The organism is Iamia sp. SCSIO 61187 (assembly GCF_019443745.1).
GTDB lineage: Bacteria > Actinomycetota > Acidimicrobiia > Acidimicrobiales > Iamiaceae > Iamia.
Map to the genome: position 1 here is coordinate 3,056,505 of NZ_CP050948.1, position 18,228 is coordinate 3,074,732.

Here is an 18,228-nt window from a genome sequence, read left to right on the forward strand (position 1 = left end):
CCGTGCGCCACGGCCCCGGCGCCACCGACCGACGGAAGGATGGGGCGCCAGGACCGTGGGGACCTGGGAGAGGGTCAGCCCGCCTGGTGGGCGAGGGTCCCTCGGGCGCGCCGGGCGGCGCGGTGGAACCGGTGGACGCTCCCGACCGGGCGGAGGAACATCAGCGGGCAGGCACCGGCGACGACGGCGACGCCGTGGGTCCGGCAGAGGTCCACGGCCTCGTCGGAGACGGCGCCCTCGCCGCCGATGCCCTTGAACAGCCAGATCGACCCGACGCCGGCGGCGATGCACTGGCGCACCACGTCCACCGCGGCCGGGGCGGGGACGACGATCACGGCGCCGTCGACCTCACCGGCGACGTCACCGATCGTCCGGTGGCACTCGTGGCCGGCGACGACGGCAGCGGTCGGGTGCACGGGGACGACGTCGTGGCCGTGGAGCCAGAGCTCGTGGGCGATGACCCCGCCCATGTTGCCCCTGTCGTCCGATGCCCCGACGACGGCGATGCGGTGACCCTCGAGGAACGCCTCGGCGTCCTCCGGGTGGACCGTCGGGCGCCGGTCGTGGTGCGGGTGGGCCACCCGCACGGGGACGACGGGGGCGGCGGCGGCATGGCGGGCCTCGGCCCGGGCGGCGATGCCCCGCAGCATCTTGCGTTCCATGACGAAGACGCCCGGGTCGGCGACGACCCACCACAGGAGGGTCGCCGGGGTGACGTCGGCGTGGGCCCGGAAGCGGCTGACGAGGCGGCTGCCGTCGCCGTCGGGCGCGACGCGCAGGCACCACGAGGTCGAGCCGTCGTCGGTGAGGGCCACGAGGGTGTGCGGGGCGTCGAGGCGGTGCACGACGAACCCGGCGTCGGGGGTCATGAGGATGCGATCCCCCACCGCCAGGTCCTGCCAGTCGGGGACGATCGAGTCGGCGCTGGGCCGGCCGTCGTTGTCGATCCAGTCGTAGCTGTACCAGCCCGCCCTCCCCCACCCGAGCTGGACCAGCCAGGGCCAGACGTCCTCGGGCGGGGCGGCGATGGCGACGGCGCGGGTGGTGGACGAGCCGTCGGGCACCAGGTCGTCACCGGGGAGCGGGCCGTGGACCTCGTCGTCGGTGGCGCCCCAGCGCCGGTGCCAGGGGCGCAGGGCCAGCCCGTAGTGGGCGAGCACCACGGCCGCGAGCGCCGCCCCCACGCCGAGGCCGGGGAGGACCCCGAGCACGACGATCAGCCCTGCCAGGACGGCCAGCGCACCGACGGTGATGCCGGCCAGGACGATCCCGATGGTGCGAGCGGTGTGCATGGTGACCTCCTGCCCCCTCCGGTTCCGAACGTACGACCGCGGAGCCCGGCCCGGCAGGGCCTTAGGTCCCGGCCGGGACGGCGGAGGACCTCGCCGGTGGCCTCTCGCCAGGGTCCAACGGCCCTGGCGTCGACGGCGGATGTCGCGCATCCTCGCGGCATCGATCCGAGGAGGACGCCATGAACGAGACCAGGGCCCGCCAGCTGCTCGTCACCGAGGCTCGGCGCCTCTCCGCCATCCACGCGGCCGTCGACGGCGACCTCGCCGCCGGCCAGTCCGACGCCGACACCCGTCCGGCGTCGGACGCATGGGGCCCCGACGGCGCCGCCCTCCTGCTCGAGCACGAGGTGGAGGAGTCGCTCCGCGTCGTCGTCGACGACGAGCGGGCCGAGGTCGCCCTGGCCCTGACGCGGGTCGACCTGGGCACCTACGGATCCTGCGTCGCCTGCGGGGTCGCCATCCCCGACGAGCGGCTCGAGCTCGTCCCCGCGACCCGGTTCTGCGTCGCCTGCGAGGCCGCCGACGAGCGCCGCGCCGAGCGGGGTCCGACCCCGGTCCTCGACCCCGCCCTGCGCGTCGCCGTCCAGGAGCTGGACGCCTGGGACGACGACGGGGACGACGACGACGTCGTGGTCCCCGGCGCCGAGGAGGACGCCGTCCACACCCGCACCCGGAGCGCACGATGATCACCAGCATCGTCGTCCCGGTGAGCGACGCGGCCTCGAGCGAGCGATCCATCCCCGTGGCCGGGGCGCTGGCCCGGATGACCGGCGCCACCCTCGAGCTCGTCGGTGTCGATCCGGTCGGGTTGGCACCGGAGAGGACCCAGCGACGCCTCGACGAGGTCGCCGCCACGGTCCCCCCGGGCGTCGCCGTGAGCACCACCGTCGAGGACACCGTCGAGTCCGTCGCCGCCACCCTCGCCCACCTCGACCGCGACCCCGGCGCGGTGATGTGCCTCGCCACCCGGGGACGCGGCGCCCTGCTGTCGCTCGCCCTGGGCAGCGTGACGGTCGACGTCGTCCGGGAGAGCGCCATGCCGGCGCTCGTCCTGGGGCCGGCGTGCACCGCGTCCACGCCGGCCGACCTGTCCTCGCCAGCCGTCCTCGCCCTCGACGGCACCGAGATCGACGACGACGTGATGGCCGCTGCGGTCCTCTGGAGCCGGGCCACCGGTGCCCCCCTGGTCGTGACGACGACGATCACCCGGCCCAGCGAGCCCGACGCCTGGACCGACGCCGACCGCATCGTGGCCTGGGCCGAGGAGCGCGCCGCCCAGCTCGGCCTCACCATCACCTCGAGCCTGTCCGCCGCCGCCGACGCCGAGGAGGGCATCCTGCGGGCGGTCGAGGGCCCGGTCGGCTGCTACATCGTCGGGTCGCACCGACGCAGCCGGCTGGGCCGGACCCTGCTCGGGAGCACGGTGACCGGCCTCGCCCAGCAGGCCCTGTGCCCGCTGCTCGTCGCCCCTGCCGGCGCCCAGGCGCTGGTGACGAGCCCCGACACCACCACCGCCACCGACGGCTGAGAGAGGAGAGCGCCGTGGGCACCACCGACGACGAGGGCGGTCTCGTCCACCACATGGACCGGGCGGAGTGCCTCGCCCTCCTGGAGGCCGACGACGTGGGGCGCCTCGCCATCAACCAGGGGAACGTCCCCGCCATCTTCCCGGTGAACTACGTCCTCGACGGGATCGACATCGTGTTCCGGACCGCACCCGGGTCGAAGGTCGCCCACGGACCCGGGACCATCGCCGCCTTCGAGATCGACGACCTCGACCGCGAGGCCCGGACCGCCTGGAGCGTGGTGGCCGTCGGGCGGCTCGAGGTCGTGACCGAGGACCAGCCCGACCTGCTCGTCCACCTCCGCCAGCTCCCCATCTCGCCGTGGGCGGGCGGCACCAAGGACATCCTGATGCGCCTGGTCCCCGGGACCATCACGGGCCGTCTCATCGGCGCCGAACGGGGGCGGTGACCGGTGGAGCGCATCGTGGTGGGCGTCGACGAGACGCCGGCGGCGGCCGCCGCCGCCCGCTTCGCCGTCGAGGAGGGACGGGCCCGCGGGTGGCCGGTCACCGCCGTGCTGTGCTGGGCCTACCCGGGCCGGCACGGGGAGGGCCCCGGCGAGCCGTCCCCCGATGGCGGTGACCGTCCCCGCAGCCCGGCCCTCGACCGCCTGCTGCGCGACGCCCTCGGCAGCCGGGTCGACGAGGTGGCCCGCACCGTCGACGAGGTCGACTTCGCCGTGTCGGGTCTCCTCCACCACGTCGATGCCGGTGACCTCCTCGTCCTCGGTCCCAGCCGGGCGGGCCTGACCCACGGCCTGGTCTCGGGCTCGGTGACCCAGCGCTGCCTCCGCCGGACCCCGTGCCCCGTCGCCGTCGTCCACGACGGAGCGGTGCCGCCGCCGCAGCGGGTCGTCGTCGGCGTCGACGGGTCCGCACCCTCGGAGGGAGCCCTGCGCTGGGCCCTGGCCGAGGGCCGGGCCCGGGGCCTGCCCGTGCACCTGGTCCACGCCTGGGAGGTGCCGATCCTCGCCGCACCGGTCCTGCTCGACCCGCGCGACCCGGTGCACCGCGACGCGGCCCGCGCCGAGCTCGATCGCATCGTGGGCGCCCTGCCCCCGTCAGCCGGCGACGTCCACGTCGAGCCGGTGCTGGTCGAGGGTCCCCCGGCGGACGTGCTGCTCGAGCGCTCCGAGCAGGGCGACCTGGTGGTGGTGGGCACCCGGGGCATCGGCGGCGTCGCCGCCCTGCTCCTGGGGTCGACCGCGCTGCGCCTGTCCCAGCTCGCCCCCGGCCCGGTGGTCCTCGTCCCCGACCCCTGACCGACGGGCTCGCCGCGTCAGCGCACCGCGACCACCGGCACCGGGGAGTGGGCCACGACCTGGTGGCTCACCGAGCCCAGGGCGCGGTGGAGGAGGCTCCCTCGACCCCGGCACCCGACCACGACCAGGCTGGAGGTGGCGGCTTCGTCGAGGATCGCCTGGGACCCACCCCGGCACAGGGCCCGGCCCTCGCGCCGGACGGTCGGGGCGACGGCCTGCATGGCGTCCAGCTCCGCGGCGACGAGGCGCTCGGAGGCCGAGGCGAGGACGTTGGCGGGCTGCATCGTGGTCGGCACCGGGCCGACCATGGCCGCCGGGGCCTCCCACCCGTGGACGGCGACGACGTCGACCTGGCGCCGGGCGGCCTCGCGCAGGGCCCAGTCCAACGCCCGGCGGGACGGGGTCGACCCGTCGATGCCGACGACGATGGGGCCGCCCAGGTCCACCGGCGACGCCTCGGTGCCGTCGCGCACCACCATCACCGGCATGGTGCAGTGGTCGAGGACGTAGCGGCTGACCGACCCCAGGTGGAAGCCCAGGTCGCCGAGGGCGCGGGCGCCCACGACCACGAGGGCGGCCCCGTCGGCGGCCTCCACGATCTTGGGACCGGGAGCGCCCCACAGAGCCCGGGTCGTCACCTGGCGGGGCCCGGCGAGGGCGGGCGCGGCCCACGCCGCCACGTGGGCATCGGCCCAGGTGTGCGACGTGTGGTGGGCCACGGAGGGGATCGCCTCCAGCGTCCAGGCCCACACGATCTCGAGCGACGCCCCCATGAGCTCGGCCTCGGCCCGGGCGACCTCGAGGGCGTGGGCCGCGGTCGCCGACCCGTCCACGGCGACGACGACGCGCGGTGCGTCGGGCTCGGACCGGGGCGTCGTCCCGATCTCCTCCAACGGGGTGGCGGCGGGGTCGTGTGGTGCGCGCACGGGGGCTCCTCGTTCGGACCCGGTCGATCGCGGCCGGGGCAGCTGTCTGGCCCCAGGGTGCGCCTCACCCCCGGCGACGCCCAGGGTCCAAGGTCCCTCCACCTTCGGGCCGGGGGTGGACCTTCGGCCCTACCCGGGTGGTGCCGGGCCCGGGACGATGGGAGGTGGACCCGAGGAGGCCCCCATGCACGCCAACGCCGGTGATCGGATCGTCATCAAGGGCCACAGGGTCGGGGAGCACGACCGCGACTGCGAGGTCCTCGAGGTCCGCGGCCCCGAGGGGGAGCCGCCCTACCTCGTCCGCTGGGAGGACTCCGGCCACGAGTGCCTGTTCTTCCCCGGCCCCGACGCCCACGTCCAGCATCTCAGCAACGGAGGAGCACGATCATGAGGATCCGAGACGTCTCCCGCCGCTCCGGGGTCGCGGTGGCCCCCGACCGCCCCATCAGCGAGGTCGCGTCCGTCATGGAGGTCGCCGGCGTCGGGTCGGTGGCCGTCGTCGACGGCGACGACCTGGTCGGCATCGTGACCGACCGCGACCTGGTCCGCCGGGGCCTGGCCAAGGGCATGCACGCCGACGCCCGCGTCGACGGGGTGATGAGCTCGCCGGTCCTGACCGTGGCCGCCGACGCCGACGCCCACGACGTCTTCCGCCTCTTCCGCGAGAACGCCGTCCGCCGGCTGGCGATCGTCGAGGACGGCCGGTTCATCGGGGTGGTCACCGTCGACGACCTGCTCGTCGACCTGGCGGCCGACCTGGCCGACCTGGTGCGGCCCGTCACCGCCGAGGTGCTGTTCCCCCACCGCGACGCCCAGGTCCCGGCCACGGCCTGACGCGCCCGTCGAGCGTCCCGGCCCGGGACCCGGGCCGAGACGCTCGACGCTCGCGCCCCCGGAGGATCAGGTGAAGATGACCTGGGCGTCGGCGGCCAGGTCGTAGAACTCGCCGACGGTGATGATGCCCTTCACCTGGGGGATGAGGTCGTCCTCGGTCAGCCCGAACAGGTCCGTCGAGGCCTTGCAGGCGTAGAGCCCGGCCCCGGTGTCGGCGATCATCTCGACCATCTCGGGGATGGGCGGGATGTCCAGGGCGTCCATCTTCTTGGCCAGCACGTGGGTCATCACCGACGAGACGCCGGGGAGACCACCGACGAGGGTGGCGAGGTGGAGGCCCGGGTTGCCGACGGTCGCCACCTTGAGGTGCTCGTGGCGCTCCCGGTGGATGACGTCGAGCCCGAAGAACGTGAAGAACAGGTCGGCCTCGATGCCCTCGGCGCGCGCCCCGTTGGCGAGGATCAGCCCGGGGTAGGCCGCCTCGAGGCTGCCCTTGGAGATGATGACGGAAACCTTCTCGATGGCCATGGTGGGTCCTCTCAGATGCAGCCGCGCGGCTTGGGGATGCCGGCGACCTTGGCGGCGGTCTTGGCCGGGCCCTTGGGGAACAGCTGGTAGAGCTGCTTGATCGGGAGGCCCGACACCTTGCCGAGGGCGCGGACCGTGGGCCCGGTGCCCTTCTCGTCGTACTCGGACCGCATGAGGCGGATGACCCGCCAGTGGTCCTCGGTCAGCTGGTCGACGCCGACGGTGGCGGCCAGAGGGGCCGCCATCTCGGCGGACCACTGGCTGGGGTCGACGAAGAAGCCCTCGTCGTTGACGTCGACGGTGTGGCCGGCGATGGTCGTGGTGGGCATGGCAGGGTCCTCTCAGTCGGGCGACGCGGCGGCCAGCGCCTTCCCGGCGCGTGGCATGGCACTGCCGAGGCCGGGCACGTCGCGCCCGGGGAGGAGGCTGTGCCAGTAGAGGGGCTCGAACAGCTGCTTGCCGACGTGGTTCAGCCAGGACTCCTTGAGCAGCGGCAACCCCATCCGCCCGGGGTAGTGCCCCGGCAGCGGCTCGGTCTCGTAGTCGAAGTCGATCAGCAGGGCCCGACCGAAGCCGGACTCGATGAAGCACGTCGTGTGCCCGTCGAAGCGGGCCGTCGGCGGTTCGCCGTCGAGCACCCGCCGGACGTTCTCCACCACCACCTCGCCCTGGTAGTGGGCGACCGACCCGGCCTTCGAGGCCGGGATGGCGGCGGCGTCGCCGACGGCGAAGATCCGTTCCGACACGGCGCTCTGGAGCGTGTGGTGGTCCACCCGCACGAACCCGAGCTCGTCGCCGAGCCCCGGGGTCCGGTCGACGAAGGCGGCCCCGCCGTGGAGGGGGACCACGACGGCCAGGTCGAAGTCGAGCGTCCGGTCGTCGTAGGACACAAGGGTGCCGGCCTCGCCGTCGACCGAGCCGAGGTTGAAGTCGGTGACGAGCTCGATGCCCTTCTGCTCGAGCAGCCCTCCGAGCGTCCGGGCCGCGACGGGCCGGGTGAAGGCGGCGTCGAGAGGGGTGGCGTAGACGATCTCCACGTCGTCCCGCATGTTCCGCGCCCGGAAGAACCAGTCGGCCAGGAACGCCAGCTCCAGCGGCGCGACCGGGCACTTGATCGGGAGGTCGGCCACGTCGATGACCATGCGACCGCCGTCGAAGTGGGCCAGCGCCCCGGCGAGGGCCGACGCCCCGGCCAGGTCGTAGAAGGTGAAGACCCGCTCCCGCCACCCCGGGCCGGTGAGGCCCTCGGTCTCCTCGGGCAGGAGCCGGGCGCCGGTGGCGACGACCAGGACGTCGTAGGGCAGCTCGGTCCCGTCGTCGAGGCGGACGACCCGCGGGTCGAGACCCACCTGGTCGATCTCGCCCAGCTCCAGCCCGACGCCGCGGTGGAGCTGCGCCCGGCGCGGGCGGACGAGGTCCCGGGCGGTCGCCAGGCCGAAGGGCACGAAGAGGAGGCCGGGTTGGTAGACGTGGCGGTCGTCCTGGTCGACGACCGTGATGGTCACCTCGTCCGCGGGGAGCTCCCGCCGCAGGCGGTTGGCCACGGAGGTCCCGCCGGTCCCGCCCCCGAGGACGACGATGTGCTGGCGGGGTGTGGGCATGGCGGGCTCCTCGGGTGGTGGGCGGGACCTCGGGTTCGTTCAGGCGCGGGTGAGGACGACCTTGAGGGCACCGGTGTCGGCCGCCCGCCCGAACACGTCGTAGGCCTCGACCATCTCGTCGAGGGCGAAGTGGTGGGTGATGAAGGGCGAGGTGTCGACCTGGCCGCTGGTGAGCAGCCGCAGCAGCGTCGGTGTCGACGAGGTGTCGACCAGCCCCGTCCGGATGGTGACGTCCTTGATCCAGAGGTCCTCCAGGTGGAGGGTGGCCGGCTCACCGTGGACCCCGACGTTGGCGATGTGCCCGACCGGCCGAGCCAGGGCGGCGGCCAGCTCGAAGGTCGCGGGCACCCCCACGGCCTCGACGGTGACGTCGGCGCCCAGGCCGTCGGTCAGCCCGGCCACCACGGCCATCGGGTCCTCGCGGTCGTTGTTGACCACGATGTCGGCCCCGAAGCGCTTGGCCGCCTCGAGCCGGGAGTCGGCCTTGTCGATGGCGACGACGTGCGCGGGGCTGAAGAAGCGGGCGCCCATGATGGCGGCCAGCCCGATGGGACCGGCACCGACCACGGCGACCACGTCGCCGGGGCGGACCTCGCCGTTGAGGACGCCCACCTCGTAGCCGGTCGGGAGGATGTCGGCCAGCATGAGCAGGTCCTCGTCGGTGACGCCCTCGGGCGCCGGGTAGGTCGAGGTGTCGGCGAACGGAACCCGGACGTACTCGGCCTGGGTGCCATCGATCAGGTGACCGAGGATCCAGCCCCCGCCGCCCAGGCACTGGCCGTAGCGGCCCTCGCGGCAGAACCGGCAGGCTCCGCACGAGGTGATGCACGAGACGAGGACCTTGTCGCCGACGGCGACGTTCTTGACGCCCGCACCCACCTCCTCGACGGTGCCCACCGCCTCGTGGCCGAGGATGCGCCCGTCGGTCACGGCCGGGACGTCACCTCTCAGGATGTGGAGGTCGGTGCCGCAGATGGTGACGGAGTCGACGCGGACGATCGCGTCCGTGTCGGCCTGGATGCGCGGCATGGGCACGTCCTCCCAGGCCTTCGATCCAGGACCGTGGTACACGAGCGCACGCATGGCGTTTCTCCTTCGGCTAGATCGAGGGCGGGGCGATCAGCACCGGGCGACCGGCGTGACGGGTGAGGAAGGCGGCGACGCTGCCCACGTGCCACGGGGGCCCGAACGAGCGCCGGGACCGGCCGACGACGATCAGGTCGGCGTCCTCGTCGTCGGCGATGGCGGCCAGGGCCGCTCGCGGCTCGGCGTCGGTGACCACGGGCCGCACCTCGAGGCCGCGCTCGGACATGGCGTCGGTCCACGGACCGCTCAGGTGCTCCCATGCCCATGCGGCGTGGTCGACCCGGTCGCCGCGTGCCTCGCGAGCCCGGTCGGTGGCGTGGACGACGACGACGGTGGCGCCCGCGCCGAGGGCGATGGAGGTCGCCAGGAGGACCGCCTCCTGCGAGCCCGGGGTGCCGTCGACGCCGACCACGATGCGGCGCAGGGTCTCCGACGCGGCGGGGCCCTCGGGGACGACGAGCACGGGAGCCGTCGTGCCGTGCAGGACGTCGTGGGTCGTCGACCCGAGCAGGACCCGGTCCGAGGCCGAGAGCTCCCGGCTGCCCAGGACGACGAGGGCGCCGCGGCCCTGGCTGTGGCGCACCAGCGCGGGGGCCGCCGGCCCGCGCTCCACCCTGCAGGCGACCGACCGGGCGTCGCCGCCGAGGACGTCGGCGACGCTGTGCTCCATCTCGTCGGTGACCTCGGCGTCGACGGCCCGGCGGTCGGCCAGGTGGGTGGCGCCCCCGGGGATCACCGTGGTCGCCGGGTACTGCCAGGTCTCGATGGCGTGGACCTCGGCCCCGAGCGTCCGCCCGAGCCCGGCGCCGACCCGCAGCGCCGCCCGTGCGGCCGGGGAGCGGTCGAACCCGACGACGACCCGCTCGATGACGGGGAGCGCCGTGGTGGTGGTGATCCTCTGCGCATCCATGCCCCGAGCGTGCGCCGCGCCACCGCCGAGGTCCAGAGGCGAAGGTCCTGTGCGGACCGGCCGGGGGGACCTTGGACCCTGGCGGGGCGGACCTCGCCGGCGCACCGTGGGGCATGACCAGGAGGAGCGCATGACGACCACCCGACCTGTCGACCCGCCGCCCACCGAGGACCCGACGGTGGGTCCCCTGACGGAGCAGGAGGCGCTCGAGGCCGCCGGGGTCGTGGCCCGGGCCGCCACCGCGCTCCGCCACCGCCTCGTGGCGACCCCTGCGACCGACGCCGCCTGGGCTCACTACGCCGAGACCGTGGAGGCCGCCGTCTTCCGCCTCCAGCTCGAGCTCGTGCTGGCCGGCGCCCGCCTCACGGCCGAGCGGGCGCACGACCACGACGACGTGCACGACGCCCTGACGACGGCGAGCGAGCACGGCCGGCAGGTGGTCGACACCCTCCGGGTCCGTGCCCACCTCGGGCGGCTGGACGCGCAGTCCGCCGCCGAGGAGGCCCTCGGCGAGCTCGACCACCTGGCCGCCGACGTGCGGGACGCGTCCCGCCGGGTCCAGCACTCGGCCACGACCTCGCTCGACGACCTGCGCCACGGCGCCACCGTCGCCATCCACGACGTCGTCGCCGTGCTCCGGGCCGCCGCCGCCACGGCCCACGCCGACGACGTGCCGCCACCGACGCACGAGGCCTCGACGTGACCGCCGCCGCGGTCTCACCCCCTGACGCCGACGTGCCCGTCGGGGCGCTCAGCCACCTGCGCTGCCCGCGGTGCTCGCGGCGCTGGTTGGCCGAGGGCGACTGGTCCGATGGCTACCCGCTGGCCTGTCCCTACTGCGGTGAGGCCCGCCCCGGTGTGCTCGGCGTCCACCGCGCCGGCTGACCCGACGGCCGGGACCGCGACCATGCGGGCCTGGGCCGTCACCGGGACCGCGCCGGCGGCCGAGGGCCCCCTCCGTCTGGTCGAGCGCCCCGTCCCGGCCCCCACCGACCGTGAGATCCGCGTCCGCGTGACCGCGTGCGGCGTGTGCCGCACCGACCTCCACCTGGCCGAGGGCGACCTGACGCCCCGCCGGCCGGGGGTGGTGCCCGGGCACGAGGTCGTCGGCGTGGTGGACGCTGTGGGACCCGACGCCCGCCGGCTCGCGGTGGGCGACCGCGTCGGCGTCGCCTGGCTGCGGGCGACCTGCGGGCGGTGCCGGTTCTGCCGGCGCGGCGACGAGAACCTCTGCCTGACGCCGAGCTTCACCGGATGGGACCACGACGGCGGCTTCGCCGAGTGGGCCACGGTCGACGAGCGCTACGCCTACCGCCTGCCCGACGCCTACGACGACCTCCACGTCGCCCCGCTGCTGTGCGCCGGGATCATCGGCTACCGGGCGCTGCGTCGCGCCGCCGTCCCCCCCGGCGGCCGCCTGGGGATCTACGGGTTCGGGGCGTCGGCCCACATCACCGCCCAGCTGGCCATCGCCGACGGCGTGACCGTCCACGTCCTCACGCGCGCCCCCGAGGCCCAGCGCCTCGCCCTCGAGCTGGGCGCGGCGTCGGCCGGCGGGGCCGCCGAGCGCCCACCCGAGCCGCTCGACTCGGCCATCCTCTTCGCCCCGGCGGGCGAGCTGGTGCCGGTCGCCCTGGCCGCCCTGGACCGGGGGGGCACCCTGGCCATCGCCGGCATCCACCTGAGCGACGTGCCCGTCCTCGACTACCAGCGCCACCTGTTCCAGGAGCGGCAGGTCCGCAGCGTCACCGCCAACACCCGGGCCGACGGCGTCGAGCTGCTCGAGCGGGCCGTCGCCGCCGGGGTGCGCACCACCGTCACGCCCTACCCCTTCGAGCGCGCCGACGAGGCGCTCACCGACCTGGCCGCCGACCGGGTCACCGGCGCCGCCGTGATCACCCTGGACGGCACTGGGTCGCAGTGACCCTGATCCGCGAACCTGCGACACCACCGAACCCGCGGCAGCTGGCCAGGGGCTTGCTCGCTGGACGTCGCAGGTTGCGAGATGTCGCGGGAACGTGGACCGGCGACGGAGCCGTGGGCCGGTCAGGAGCCCGACTCGCGCAGGCGCCGCTGGACGGTGCGCACGAGGTCGACGCCCTTGTGGGGGTGAGGGCCCTCGACGATGACCGGTGTCTCGGGGTGGAGACGACGGTGGGACTCCCGGACTTCGTCCCAGCCCTCCTCGGTCGAGGGCGAGAGCATGACGATGACGTCGGCCCCGTCGACGAGGGGGCAGGGCTCGCCCTCGAGGGCCGGGCAGGGCCGCTGGCAGCGACCCGGGCCGGGGCAGGCCAGGACCTCGAGGCCGGCGGCCTCGGCGTCGGTCTCGGCCGGCCACCGGCCACCCACGCCCTCGAGCAGGACCCGGGGCCCGGTCCGGTGCGGCGGCCACTCCGGCAGCGGGTCGGCCGCCCCCACCACCACCCGCATCACCGTCCACTCGGTGCGGGGCATGGCGGCGTAGCGGCGGGCCCGGACCAGGGCCAGCATGGGCCGGTTGGTCACGAGGATGTCGGCCTCCAGGTTGGGCACCCCCTGGCTGGAGGCGTGCTCGAGCAGCGCATCGAACAGGTACGGCCCCAACCACCCCCGCCAGCTGCGGTGGACCGTGATGGCCAGCTCGCCGTTGCCGTCGGGCAGCGGCTCGTAGCCGGCCTCGCCCACGATCTGGTCCTCGCCGAGGAGCTGGTCCGGGTGGTGGGGGCCGGAGACGACCGCCACGAGGCAGGCGCCGCCGCGGTCGGGGGCGGCGACCAGGCGCTCGAAGTACGGCGCACCCGGGCGGTAGAGGGAGAAGAACCGGCGGTACCGGGACTCCTCGTCGAGGTCGTCGTAGAGGGCGGTCAGCCCGCCGATGTCCGCCGTCGTCGCCGGCCGCACCACCAGGTCACGCCCGTCGGGCAGGTGCACCTGCCGCACCGGGGTGGGGACCGTCTCGTCCATGCCTCGATCCTGCCTGCGGCGGCGCCGCTCCAGTAGGGCCGAAGGTCGCTTCGCACCCCGGACCGCGGTCGCCGGCCGCCCCGGCCGGGACCTTCGGCCCTGCCCCGCCCCCGTCCCGGTGGCGGACACTGGGGCAGGACCGAGAGGAGCGACCCCGTGGAGCGCAACCGTCCACCGCTGGAGGACCGGCGCGTGCCCCGCTCGGCCCGCGGCGTCGCTCGGCGCGCGGCCGGAGCGGGGACCTGATGGCCACCGGCCTGGCGGCCGCCCGCTCCCCGTGGGCCGACGCCTGGGACCGCCTCGACGGCCTGCCCGACGGCGGCGGCACGAACATCGCCCACGAGGCCGTCGACCGCCACGCCGCCGGTCCCCGACGCGACCACGTTGCCGTCCGCTGGGTCCACCGGGACGGCACCACCTCGGAGGCGACCTACGCCGCGCTGGCGGCGACGACCGCCCGCTTCGCCAACGTCCTCCGGGGCCTCGGCGTGCGGCCCGGCGAGCGGGTCGCCACCCTCCTGCCCCGCGTGCCCGAGATGATGGTGGCCGCCCTGGGCACGCTCAAGGCCCGCAGCGTGCTCTGCCCCCTCTTCTCGGCGTTCGGCCCCGAGCCCGTGCGCCAGCGGCTGGAGCGGGGTGACGCGGTCGTCCTCGTCACCACCCGGGCCCTGTACGACCGCAAGGTGGCACCGGTGCGCGACCGCCTGCCCGCCCTGCGCCACGTGCTGGTCGTCGGTGACGGGGCCGACGCCATCGGCGGCCAGGACCTCCGGGTGCTGCTCGACGCCGCCTCCCCCGTCTTCGCCATCGAGCCGACCGACCCGGAGGAGACGGCGCTCCTCCACTTCACCAGCGGCACGACCGGCGCCCCCAAGGGCGCGGTCCACGTCCACGCCGCCGTCGTCGCCCACCACGAGACGGGCCGGTCCGCCCTCGACCTCCACCCCGACGACGTGTTCTGGTGCACGGCCGACCCGGGGTGGGTCACCGGCACGTCCTACGGCATCATCGCCCCCCTCACCCACGGGGTCACCAGCATCGTCGACGAGGGCGACCTCGACGCCGACCGCTGGTACCGGATCCTCCAGGACCAGGGCGTGACCGTCTGGTACACCGCGCCCACCGCCCTCCGCATGCTGAGGCGCGCCGGCGCCGAGGCCGCCGCGCCCTACGACCTCCGCCGGTTGCGCCTGGTGGCGAGCGTGGGCGAACCCCTCGACCCCGAGGTGGCCACCTGGGGCCAGGAGGTGCTCGGGGTGCCGGTGCGGGACACCTGGTGGCAGACCGAGACCGGCAGCATCATGATCGCCACGCGGCCGGCCGACCCGGTCCGGCCGGGGTCGATGGGACGCCCGCTCCCGGGGGTCGAGGCCGCCCTGCTCCGCCGCGGTCCCGATGGCCGGGCCGCGGTCCACGACGGGACGGTGGAGGTCCTCGACGAGCCCGACGAGGTCGGCGAGCTGGCCCTCCTCCCCGGGTGGCCGTCGATCTTCCGCGGGTACCTGCACGACGTCGAGCGGTGGGAGCGGTGCTTCGCCGGCGGCTGGTACCTGACCGGTGACCTGGCCCGCCGCGACGCCGACGGCGCCTACTGGTTCGTGGGCCGGGCCGACGACGTCATCACCAGCGCCGGGCACCTGATCGGCCCCTTCGAGGTGGAGAGCGCGCTGACGGAGCACCCTGCGGTGGTGGAGGCCGGCGTCATCGGGATCCCCGACCCCGTCGCCGGCGAGGTGGTCAAGGCGTTCGTGACCCTGAGGTCCGGGGTCGAGCCGAGCGAGGACCTGCGCCGCGAGCTGCTGGGGCTGGCCCGGCGCCGCCTCGGCCCCGCCGTCGCCCCCCGGCACGTCGCCTTCGACCAGCACCTGCCCCACACCCGGAGCGGGAAGGTCGTCCGGCGTCTGCTGCGGGCCCGCGAGCTGGGCCTCCCCGAGGGCGACACATCGAGCCTGGAGGGCGCCGTCGGGACCGCCCTGGACCCCCCGGAGGAGCGATGACCGCATCCGAAGCCCGTGCCCTGCTGGCCCGGCTCCTCGGGCGGATCGCGCCCGAGGCCGACCTCGACGCCGTCGACCCCGACGGCCCGTTCCAGGAGGCCCTCGAGCTGGACTCGATGGACTTCCTGAACCTGGTCACCGCGGTCGAGGAGGACACCGGCCGGTCGGTGCCCGAGCGCGACTACCCGGCGCTCTCGACCGTCTCCGGCTTCGTCGCCTACCTGACCACCGCCTGACACCGACCCGACCACCCTCGAGGAGGGACCATGGAGGCACTCCGCCTGACCGCATGGAAGCACGACCCCGAGATCCAGGAGGTGCCCGCCCCCGAGGCGGGACCGGGGCAGGTGGTGGTGCGCATCGGCGGGGCGGGGGCGTGCCACTCCGACCTGCACCTCATGCACGACTTCGAGGACGGCGTCCTCCCCTGGGGCCCGCCGTTCACCCTCGGCCACGAGAACGCCGGCTGGGTCGACGCCGTGGGCGCCGGGGTCACGTCGGTGGAGGTCGGCGAGCCCGTCGCCGTCTACGGGCCGTGGGGCTGCGGTCGGTGCCGCCGGTGCCGGATGGGGATGGAGAACTACTGCGAGCGCCAGGCCCAGCTGGGTGCGGCCGGGGGCGGGCTCGGACTCGACGGGGGGATGGCCGAGCGCATGCTCGTCCCCGACGCCCGCCTCCTGGTCCCGCTCGGCGACCTCGACCCGGTCGAGGCCGCCCCCCTCACCGACGCCGGGCTGACGCCGTACCACGCCATCGCCCGGTCGCGGCACCTGCTCGTCCCGGGGTCCACCGCCGTCGTCGTCGGCGTCGGCGGGCTCGGGCACATGGCCGTCCAGATCCTGAAGGCGATCTCCTCGGCGACGGTGGTGGCGGTCGACCAGAGCGACGTGGCCCTGTCGCTCGCCCGTGACATCGGCGCGGACCACGCCGTGCGGAGCGGTCCCGACGCCCAGGCCGAGGTCATGGAGGCGACCGGAGGGCGCGGCGCCGAGCTGGTGCTCGACGTCGTCGGCGTCGACGCCACGCTGGCCCTGGCGGCCGCGGTCGTCGGCCAGGTGGGCCACCTGACGATCCTCGGCATCGGCGGCGGGACCCTGCCGGTCTCGTTCTTCGGCCTCCCCTACGAGGCCGCGGTGGCCACGACCTACTGGGGGACGGTCCCCGAGCTGTTCGAGGTCGTGGCCCTGGCCTCCCGGGGCCTCATCCGGCCCACCGTGCACCGCGTCGGCCTCGACGGCGCCGTCGACGCCTACGAGCGGATGGCGGCCGGCACGGTGGAGGGCCGGGTCGTGGTCGTCCCGTGACCGCCCGGCGCCGGGCCGACGTGACGGAGGACCAACGGCCCTACCGACGCCGGGGCGGTCGGCGGACGATCAGGCCATGAACGACAACGCACAGCCCTCAGCTCCGGTGGACCGGCTGGGCCTCGGCGTCCTCGACCCCGAGGTGTGCTGGGAGCTCATGAACCGGGCGACCGTCGGCCGCGTCGCCTTCGTCGACGAGGGCGGGCCGATGGTGCTGCCCGTCATCCACGCCGTCATCGGGCGCCGGGTCGTGTTCCGCAGCCAACCCGGCGGCAAGCTCGACACCGCCCGCATGGGCGGCCAGGTCGCCTTCGAGGTCGACGGCTGGGAGGTCGCCGACCGGACGGGCTGGAGCGTCGTGGCCCGGGGGACGGCCCAGTCCGCTCCCGAGGATGCGGCCGAGCTGGACGCCCTCCACCTCGACACCTGGCTGGAGCCCGCCGGCCGGGGGACGTGGATCGAGATCCTCGTCGAGGAGATCACCGGCCGCCACCTCGGCAACGTCCCGGCCTGACCGGGCCTCCGGTGGACGGGACCGTGCTCCTGGGGTCGCTGGTCGACGATCGCCACCAGACCTGGCGGGGCCACCCCGAGCGGCCGGCCCGGCTGCACGCCGTGGCCCGCGCCCTCGCCGACCCCCGTCTGGACGAGGCCGTCGAGCCCCTGGTCCCGGCCCCCGCCACCGAGGAGGACCTGGCCCGCGTCCACGACCCTCGGTACCTGGAGGCGGTGGCCGGTCTGGCCGAGGTCGGCGGCGGCGACCTCGACGGCGACACCCACGTGGCGCCGGGGTCCTGGGCCACCGCCGTGGCCGCCGCCGGCCTGGGGCTGGCGGCCCGGGACGCCCTCCGCGCCGGTGGGGCCGTCGCCGCCTTCGTCGCCCCCCGCCCGCCCGGCCACCACGCCACCGCCCGGCGAGGCATGGGCTTCTGCCTGCTGAACAACGTCGCCGTCACCGCCGCCGCCCTCGCCGACGAGGGTGAGCGGGTCCTCGTGGTCGACTGGGACGTGCACCACGGGAACGGGACCCAGGACATCTTCTGGGACGACCCGCGGGTGCTCTACGCCTCGACCCACCAGTGGCCCGCGTACCCCGGGACGGGTGCGGTCGACGAGACCGGCGGGGCCGCCGCCGCCGGGACGACGGTGAACGTGCCGCTCCCGGTCGGGGCCACCGGCGACGTCGCCCTGGCCGCCTTCGACGACGTCATCGCCCCGGCGGCCGAGGCCTTCGCCCCGACGTGGGTCCTGGTGTCGGCCGGCTTCGACGCCCACCGGGACGACCCGCTGGCCGACCTGGCGTGGAGCGCCGGCGACTACGCCCACCTGGCCCGCCGGGTGGCCGCCCTGGCCCCGGGCCCGGGGCGCACGATCGCCTTCCTCGAGGGCGGCTACGACCTCGACGCCCTGGCCCGGTCGGTGACGGCTACGGTCGCCGCCCTGGCCGGCGTCGACCTCGAGACCGAGGCGCCGACCAACGGCGGGCCCGGGCGGAGCGCCGTCGGCCGGGCGACCGCCGTGCAGCACCGTCTCCGTGACGAACAGGAGCTCCCGTGAAGATCGAACGCATCGTGGTCGCCGTGGACGGCTCGGACGGCAGCGCCAAGGCGCTGACGTGGGCCGCGGCGCTGGCCGAGGCCGTGGGCGCCGAGGTCATCGCCGTCCACGCCCTGGGCCTCCTCGACGCCGACCAGGCGGGGAACCCCGTCCCGGCCCAGGGCCACCGCGACGAGATCCGCCAGCGGTTCGAGACCGAGTGGTGCGCCCCGCTCGACGGGCGCGACGTCCGCTGTCGGCGGCTGCTGCAGGACGGCCCGGCGGTGTCCGTGCTGCTCGCCGTGGCCGAGGGCGAGGACGCCGACCTGATCGTCCTCGGGAGCCGGGGCCTGGGTGGCTACCCCGAGCAGCTGCTCGGGAGCACCAGCACCCAGGTGGCCCAGACCTCGCACCGACCGGTGACGATCATCCCGTCCTGACC

At 75.4% G+C, this 18,228-nt stretch carries 23 protein-coding genes; 15 read left to right on the forward strand and 8 right to left on the reverse strand.

Features of this window, described 5'->3' with window-relative positions:
• Nucleotides 1-74 precede the first annotated feature (74 nt).
• Nucleotides 75-1,292: a CoA-binding protein gene (locus tag HC251_RS14490; RefSeq protein WP_219941313.1), complete on the reverse strand. Its 1,218-nt coding sequence runs from the start codon at nucleotides 1,290-1,292 to the stop codon at nucleotides 75-77.
• Between the two features lie 179 nt (nucleotides 1,293-1,471).
• Between HC251_RS14490 and HC251_RS14495 the strand changes: the two genes are divergently transcribed.
• From HC251_RS14495 to HC251_RS14510, 4 genes are read left to right on the forward strand one after another with little or no spacing between them, the layout of a single operon-like run.
• Nucleotides 1,472-1,978: a TraR/DksA C4-type zinc finger protein gene (locus HC251_RS14495; RefSeq protein WP_219941314.1), complete on the forward strand. Its 507-nt coding sequence runs from the start codon at nucleotides 1,472-1,474 to the stop codon at nucleotides 1,976-1,978.
• Nucleotides 1,975-2,820 carry a universal stress protein gene (locus HC251_RS14500; RefSeq protein WP_219941315.1) on the forward strand — a complete coding sequence of 282 codons (846 nt, stop codon included), beginning with the start codon at nucleotides 1,975-1,977 and terminating at the stop codon, nucleotides 2,818-2,820. The genes HC251_RS14495 and HC251_RS14500 overlap by 4 nt, the downstream gene beginning before the upstream one ends.
• 14 nt (nucleotides 2,821-2,834) lie before the next feature.
• A complete protein-coding gene (locus HC251_RS14505; protein ID WP_219941316.1) occupies nucleotides 2,835-3,266 on the forward strand; it encodes a pyridoxamine 5'-phosphate oxidase family protein in 432 nt (143 codons plus the stop codon).
• 3 nt (nucleotides 3,267-3,269) lie between these two features.
• Entirely contained in the window at nucleotides 3,270-4,118 is an 849-nt protein-coding gene (locus tag HC251_RS14510; RefSeq protein WP_219941317.1) for a universal stress protein, read from the forward strand.
• Between the two features lie 17 nt (nucleotides 4,119-4,135).
• On the opposite strand, the gene HC251_RS14515 is transcribed toward HC251_RS14510, so the two are convergent.
• Entirely contained in the window at nucleotides 4,136-5,044 is a 909-nt protein-coding gene (locus tag HC251_RS14515; RefSeq protein ID WP_219941318.1) for a universal stress protein, read from the reverse strand.
• A gap of 184 nt (nucleotides 5,045-5,228) precedes the next feature.
• Between HC251_RS14515 and HC251_RS14520 the strand changes: the two genes are divergently transcribed.
• Together HC251_RS14520 and HC251_RS14525 are read left to right on the forward strand one after the other, a co-directional pair.
• Entirely contained in the window at nucleotides 5,229-5,435 is a 207-nt protein-coding gene (locus HC251_RS14520; protein ID WP_219941319.1) for a DUF1918 domain-containing protein, read from the forward strand.
• Nucleotides 5,432-5,878, forward strand: coding sequence for a cyclic nucleotide-binding/CBS domain-containing protein (locus HC251_RS14525; protein WP_219941320.1), 447 nt, complete (start codon nucleotides 5,432-5,434; stop codon nucleotides 5,876-5,878). Before HC251_RS14520 ends, HC251_RS14525 begins: the two co-directional genes overlap by 4 nt.
• 66 nt (nucleotides 5,879-5,944) lie before the next feature.
• On the opposite strand, the gene HC251_RS14530 is transcribed toward HC251_RS14525, so the two are convergent.
• Genes HC251_RS14530 through HC251_RS14550 form a run of 5 tightly spaced genes read right to left on the reverse strand, consistent with a single transcriptional unit; the run spans nucleotide 5,945 to nucleotide 10,003 of the window.
• Nucleotides 5,945-6,406 (reverse strand): DsrE/DsrF/DrsH-like family protein, encoded by a 462-nt coding sequence (locus HC251_RS14530; protein ID WP_219941321.1) that lies wholly within the window; start codon nucleotides 6,404-6,406, stop codon nucleotides 5,945-5,947.
• Nucleotides 6,407-6,417: 11 nt separating this feature from the next.
• On the reverse strand, nucleotides 6,418-6,735 hold the full coding sequence (locus HC251_RS14535) for a TusE/DsrC/DsvC family sulfur relay protein (RefSeq protein ID WP_219941322.1): 318 nt from the start codon (nucleotides 6,733-6,735) through the stop codon (nucleotides 6,418-6,420).
• Nucleotides 6,736-6,747: 12 nt separating this feature from the next.
• Nucleotides 6,748-8,007: an NAD(P)/FAD-dependent oxidoreductase gene (locus HC251_RS14540; RefSeq protein ID WP_219941323.1), complete on the reverse strand. Its 1,260-nt coding sequence runs from the start codon at nucleotides 8,005-8,007 to the stop codon at nucleotides 6,748-6,750.
• 39 nt (nucleotides 8,008-8,046) lie between these two features.
• Nucleotides 8,047-9,090 (reverse strand): zinc-dependent alcohol dehydrogenase family protein, encoded by a 1,044-nt coding sequence (locus HC251_RS14545; RefSeq protein WP_219941324.1) that lies wholly within the window; start codon nucleotides 9,088-9,090, stop codon nucleotides 8,047-8,049.
• 16 nt (nucleotides 9,091-9,106) lie between these two features.
• A complete protein-coding gene (locus HC251_RS14550) occupies nucleotides 9,107-10,003 on the reverse strand; it encodes a universal stress protein (protein WP_219941325.1) in 897 nt (298 codons plus the stop codon).
• Between the two features lie 130 nt (nucleotides 10,004-10,133).
• On the opposite strand from HC251_RS14550, the gene HC251_RS14555 reads away from it, so the two are divergent.
• The 3 genes from HC251_RS14555 to HC251_RS14565 are packed head-to-tail and all read left to right on the forward strand — an operon-like array spanning nucleotide 10,134 to nucleotide 11,927.
• Entirely contained in the window at nucleotides 10,134-10,706 is a 573-nt protein-coding gene (locus HC251_RS14555) for a hypothetical protein (protein WP_219941326.1), read from the forward strand.
• The gene (locus HC251_RS14560) at nucleotides 10,703-10,888 is read left to right on the forward strand and encodes a hypothetical protein (protein WP_219941327.1); all 186 of its coding nucleotides are present in this window, start codon (nucleotides 10,703-10,705) and stop codon (nucleotides 10,886-10,888) included. The genes HC251_RS14555 and HC251_RS14560 overlap by 4 nt, the downstream gene beginning before the upstream one ends.
• A gap of 22 nt (nucleotides 10,889-10,910) precedes the next feature.
• Entirely contained in the window at nucleotides 10,911-11,927 is a 1,017-nt protein-coding gene (locus tag HC251_RS14565; RefSeq protein WP_219941328.1) for a zinc-dependent alcohol dehydrogenase family protein, read from the forward strand.
• A 122-nt stretch (nucleotides 11,928-12,049) separates the two neighbouring features.
• On the opposite strand, the gene HC251_RS14570 is transcribed toward HC251_RS14565, so the two are convergent.
• Entirely contained in the window at nucleotides 12,050-12,949 is a 900-nt protein-coding gene (locus HC251_RS14570; protein WP_219941329.1) for a GNAT family N-acetyltransferase, read from the reverse strand.
• Nucleotides 12,950-13,194: 245 nt separating this feature from the next.
• Between HC251_RS14570 and acsA the strand changes: the two genes are divergently transcribed.
• The 6 genes from acsA (at nucleotide 13,195) to HC251_RS14600 (ending at nucleotide 18,226) form a co-directional block, all read left to right on the forward strand.
• Complete coding sequence (acsA, locus tag HC251_RS14575; protein WP_219941330.1) at nucleotides 13,195-14,946, forward strand: acetate--CoA ligase; 1,752 nt, start codon at nucleotides 13,195-13,197, stop codon at nucleotides 14,944-14,946.
• Nucleotides 14,943-15,182 carry an acyl carrier protein gene (locus HC251_RS14580; RefSeq protein ID WP_219941331.1) on the forward strand — a complete coding sequence of 80 codons (240 nt, stop codon included), beginning with the start codon at nucleotides 14,943-14,945 and terminating at the stop codon, nucleotides 15,180-15,182. The genes acsA and HC251_RS14580 overlap by 4 nt, the downstream gene beginning before the upstream one ends.
• A gap of 30 nt (nucleotides 15,183-15,212) precedes the next feature.
• Nucleotides 15,213-16,250, forward strand: a complete 1,038-nt coding sequence (locus HC251_RS14585) for an NAD(P)-dependent alcohol dehydrogenase (RefSeq protein ID WP_219941332.1) — start codon at nucleotides 15,213-15,215, stop codon at nucleotides 16,248-16,250.
• A 76-nt stretch (nucleotides 16,251-16,326) separates the two neighbouring features.
• Nucleotides 16,327-16,764: a pyridoxamine 5'-phosphate oxidase family protein gene (locus HC251_RS14590; protein ID WP_219941333.1), complete on the forward strand. Its 438-nt coding sequence runs from the start codon at nucleotides 16,327-16,329 to the stop codon at nucleotides 16,762-16,764.
• A gap of 11 nt (nucleotides 16,765-16,775) precedes the next feature.
• Nucleotides 16,776-17,807 (forward strand): histone deacetylase, encoded by a 1,032-nt coding sequence (locus tag HC251_RS14595; protein ID WP_219941334.1) that lies wholly within the window; start codon nucleotides 16,776-16,778, stop codon nucleotides 17,805-17,807.
• Nucleotides 17,804-18,226 carry a universal stress protein gene (locus HC251_RS14600; protein WP_219941335.1) on the forward strand — a complete coding sequence of 141 codons (423 nt, stop codon included), beginning with the start codon at nucleotides 17,804-17,806 and terminating at the stop codon, nucleotides 18,224-18,226. Before HC251_RS14595 ends, HC251_RS14600 begins: the two co-directional genes overlap by 4 nt.
• Nucleotides 18,227-18,228: the final 2 nt, after the last annotated feature.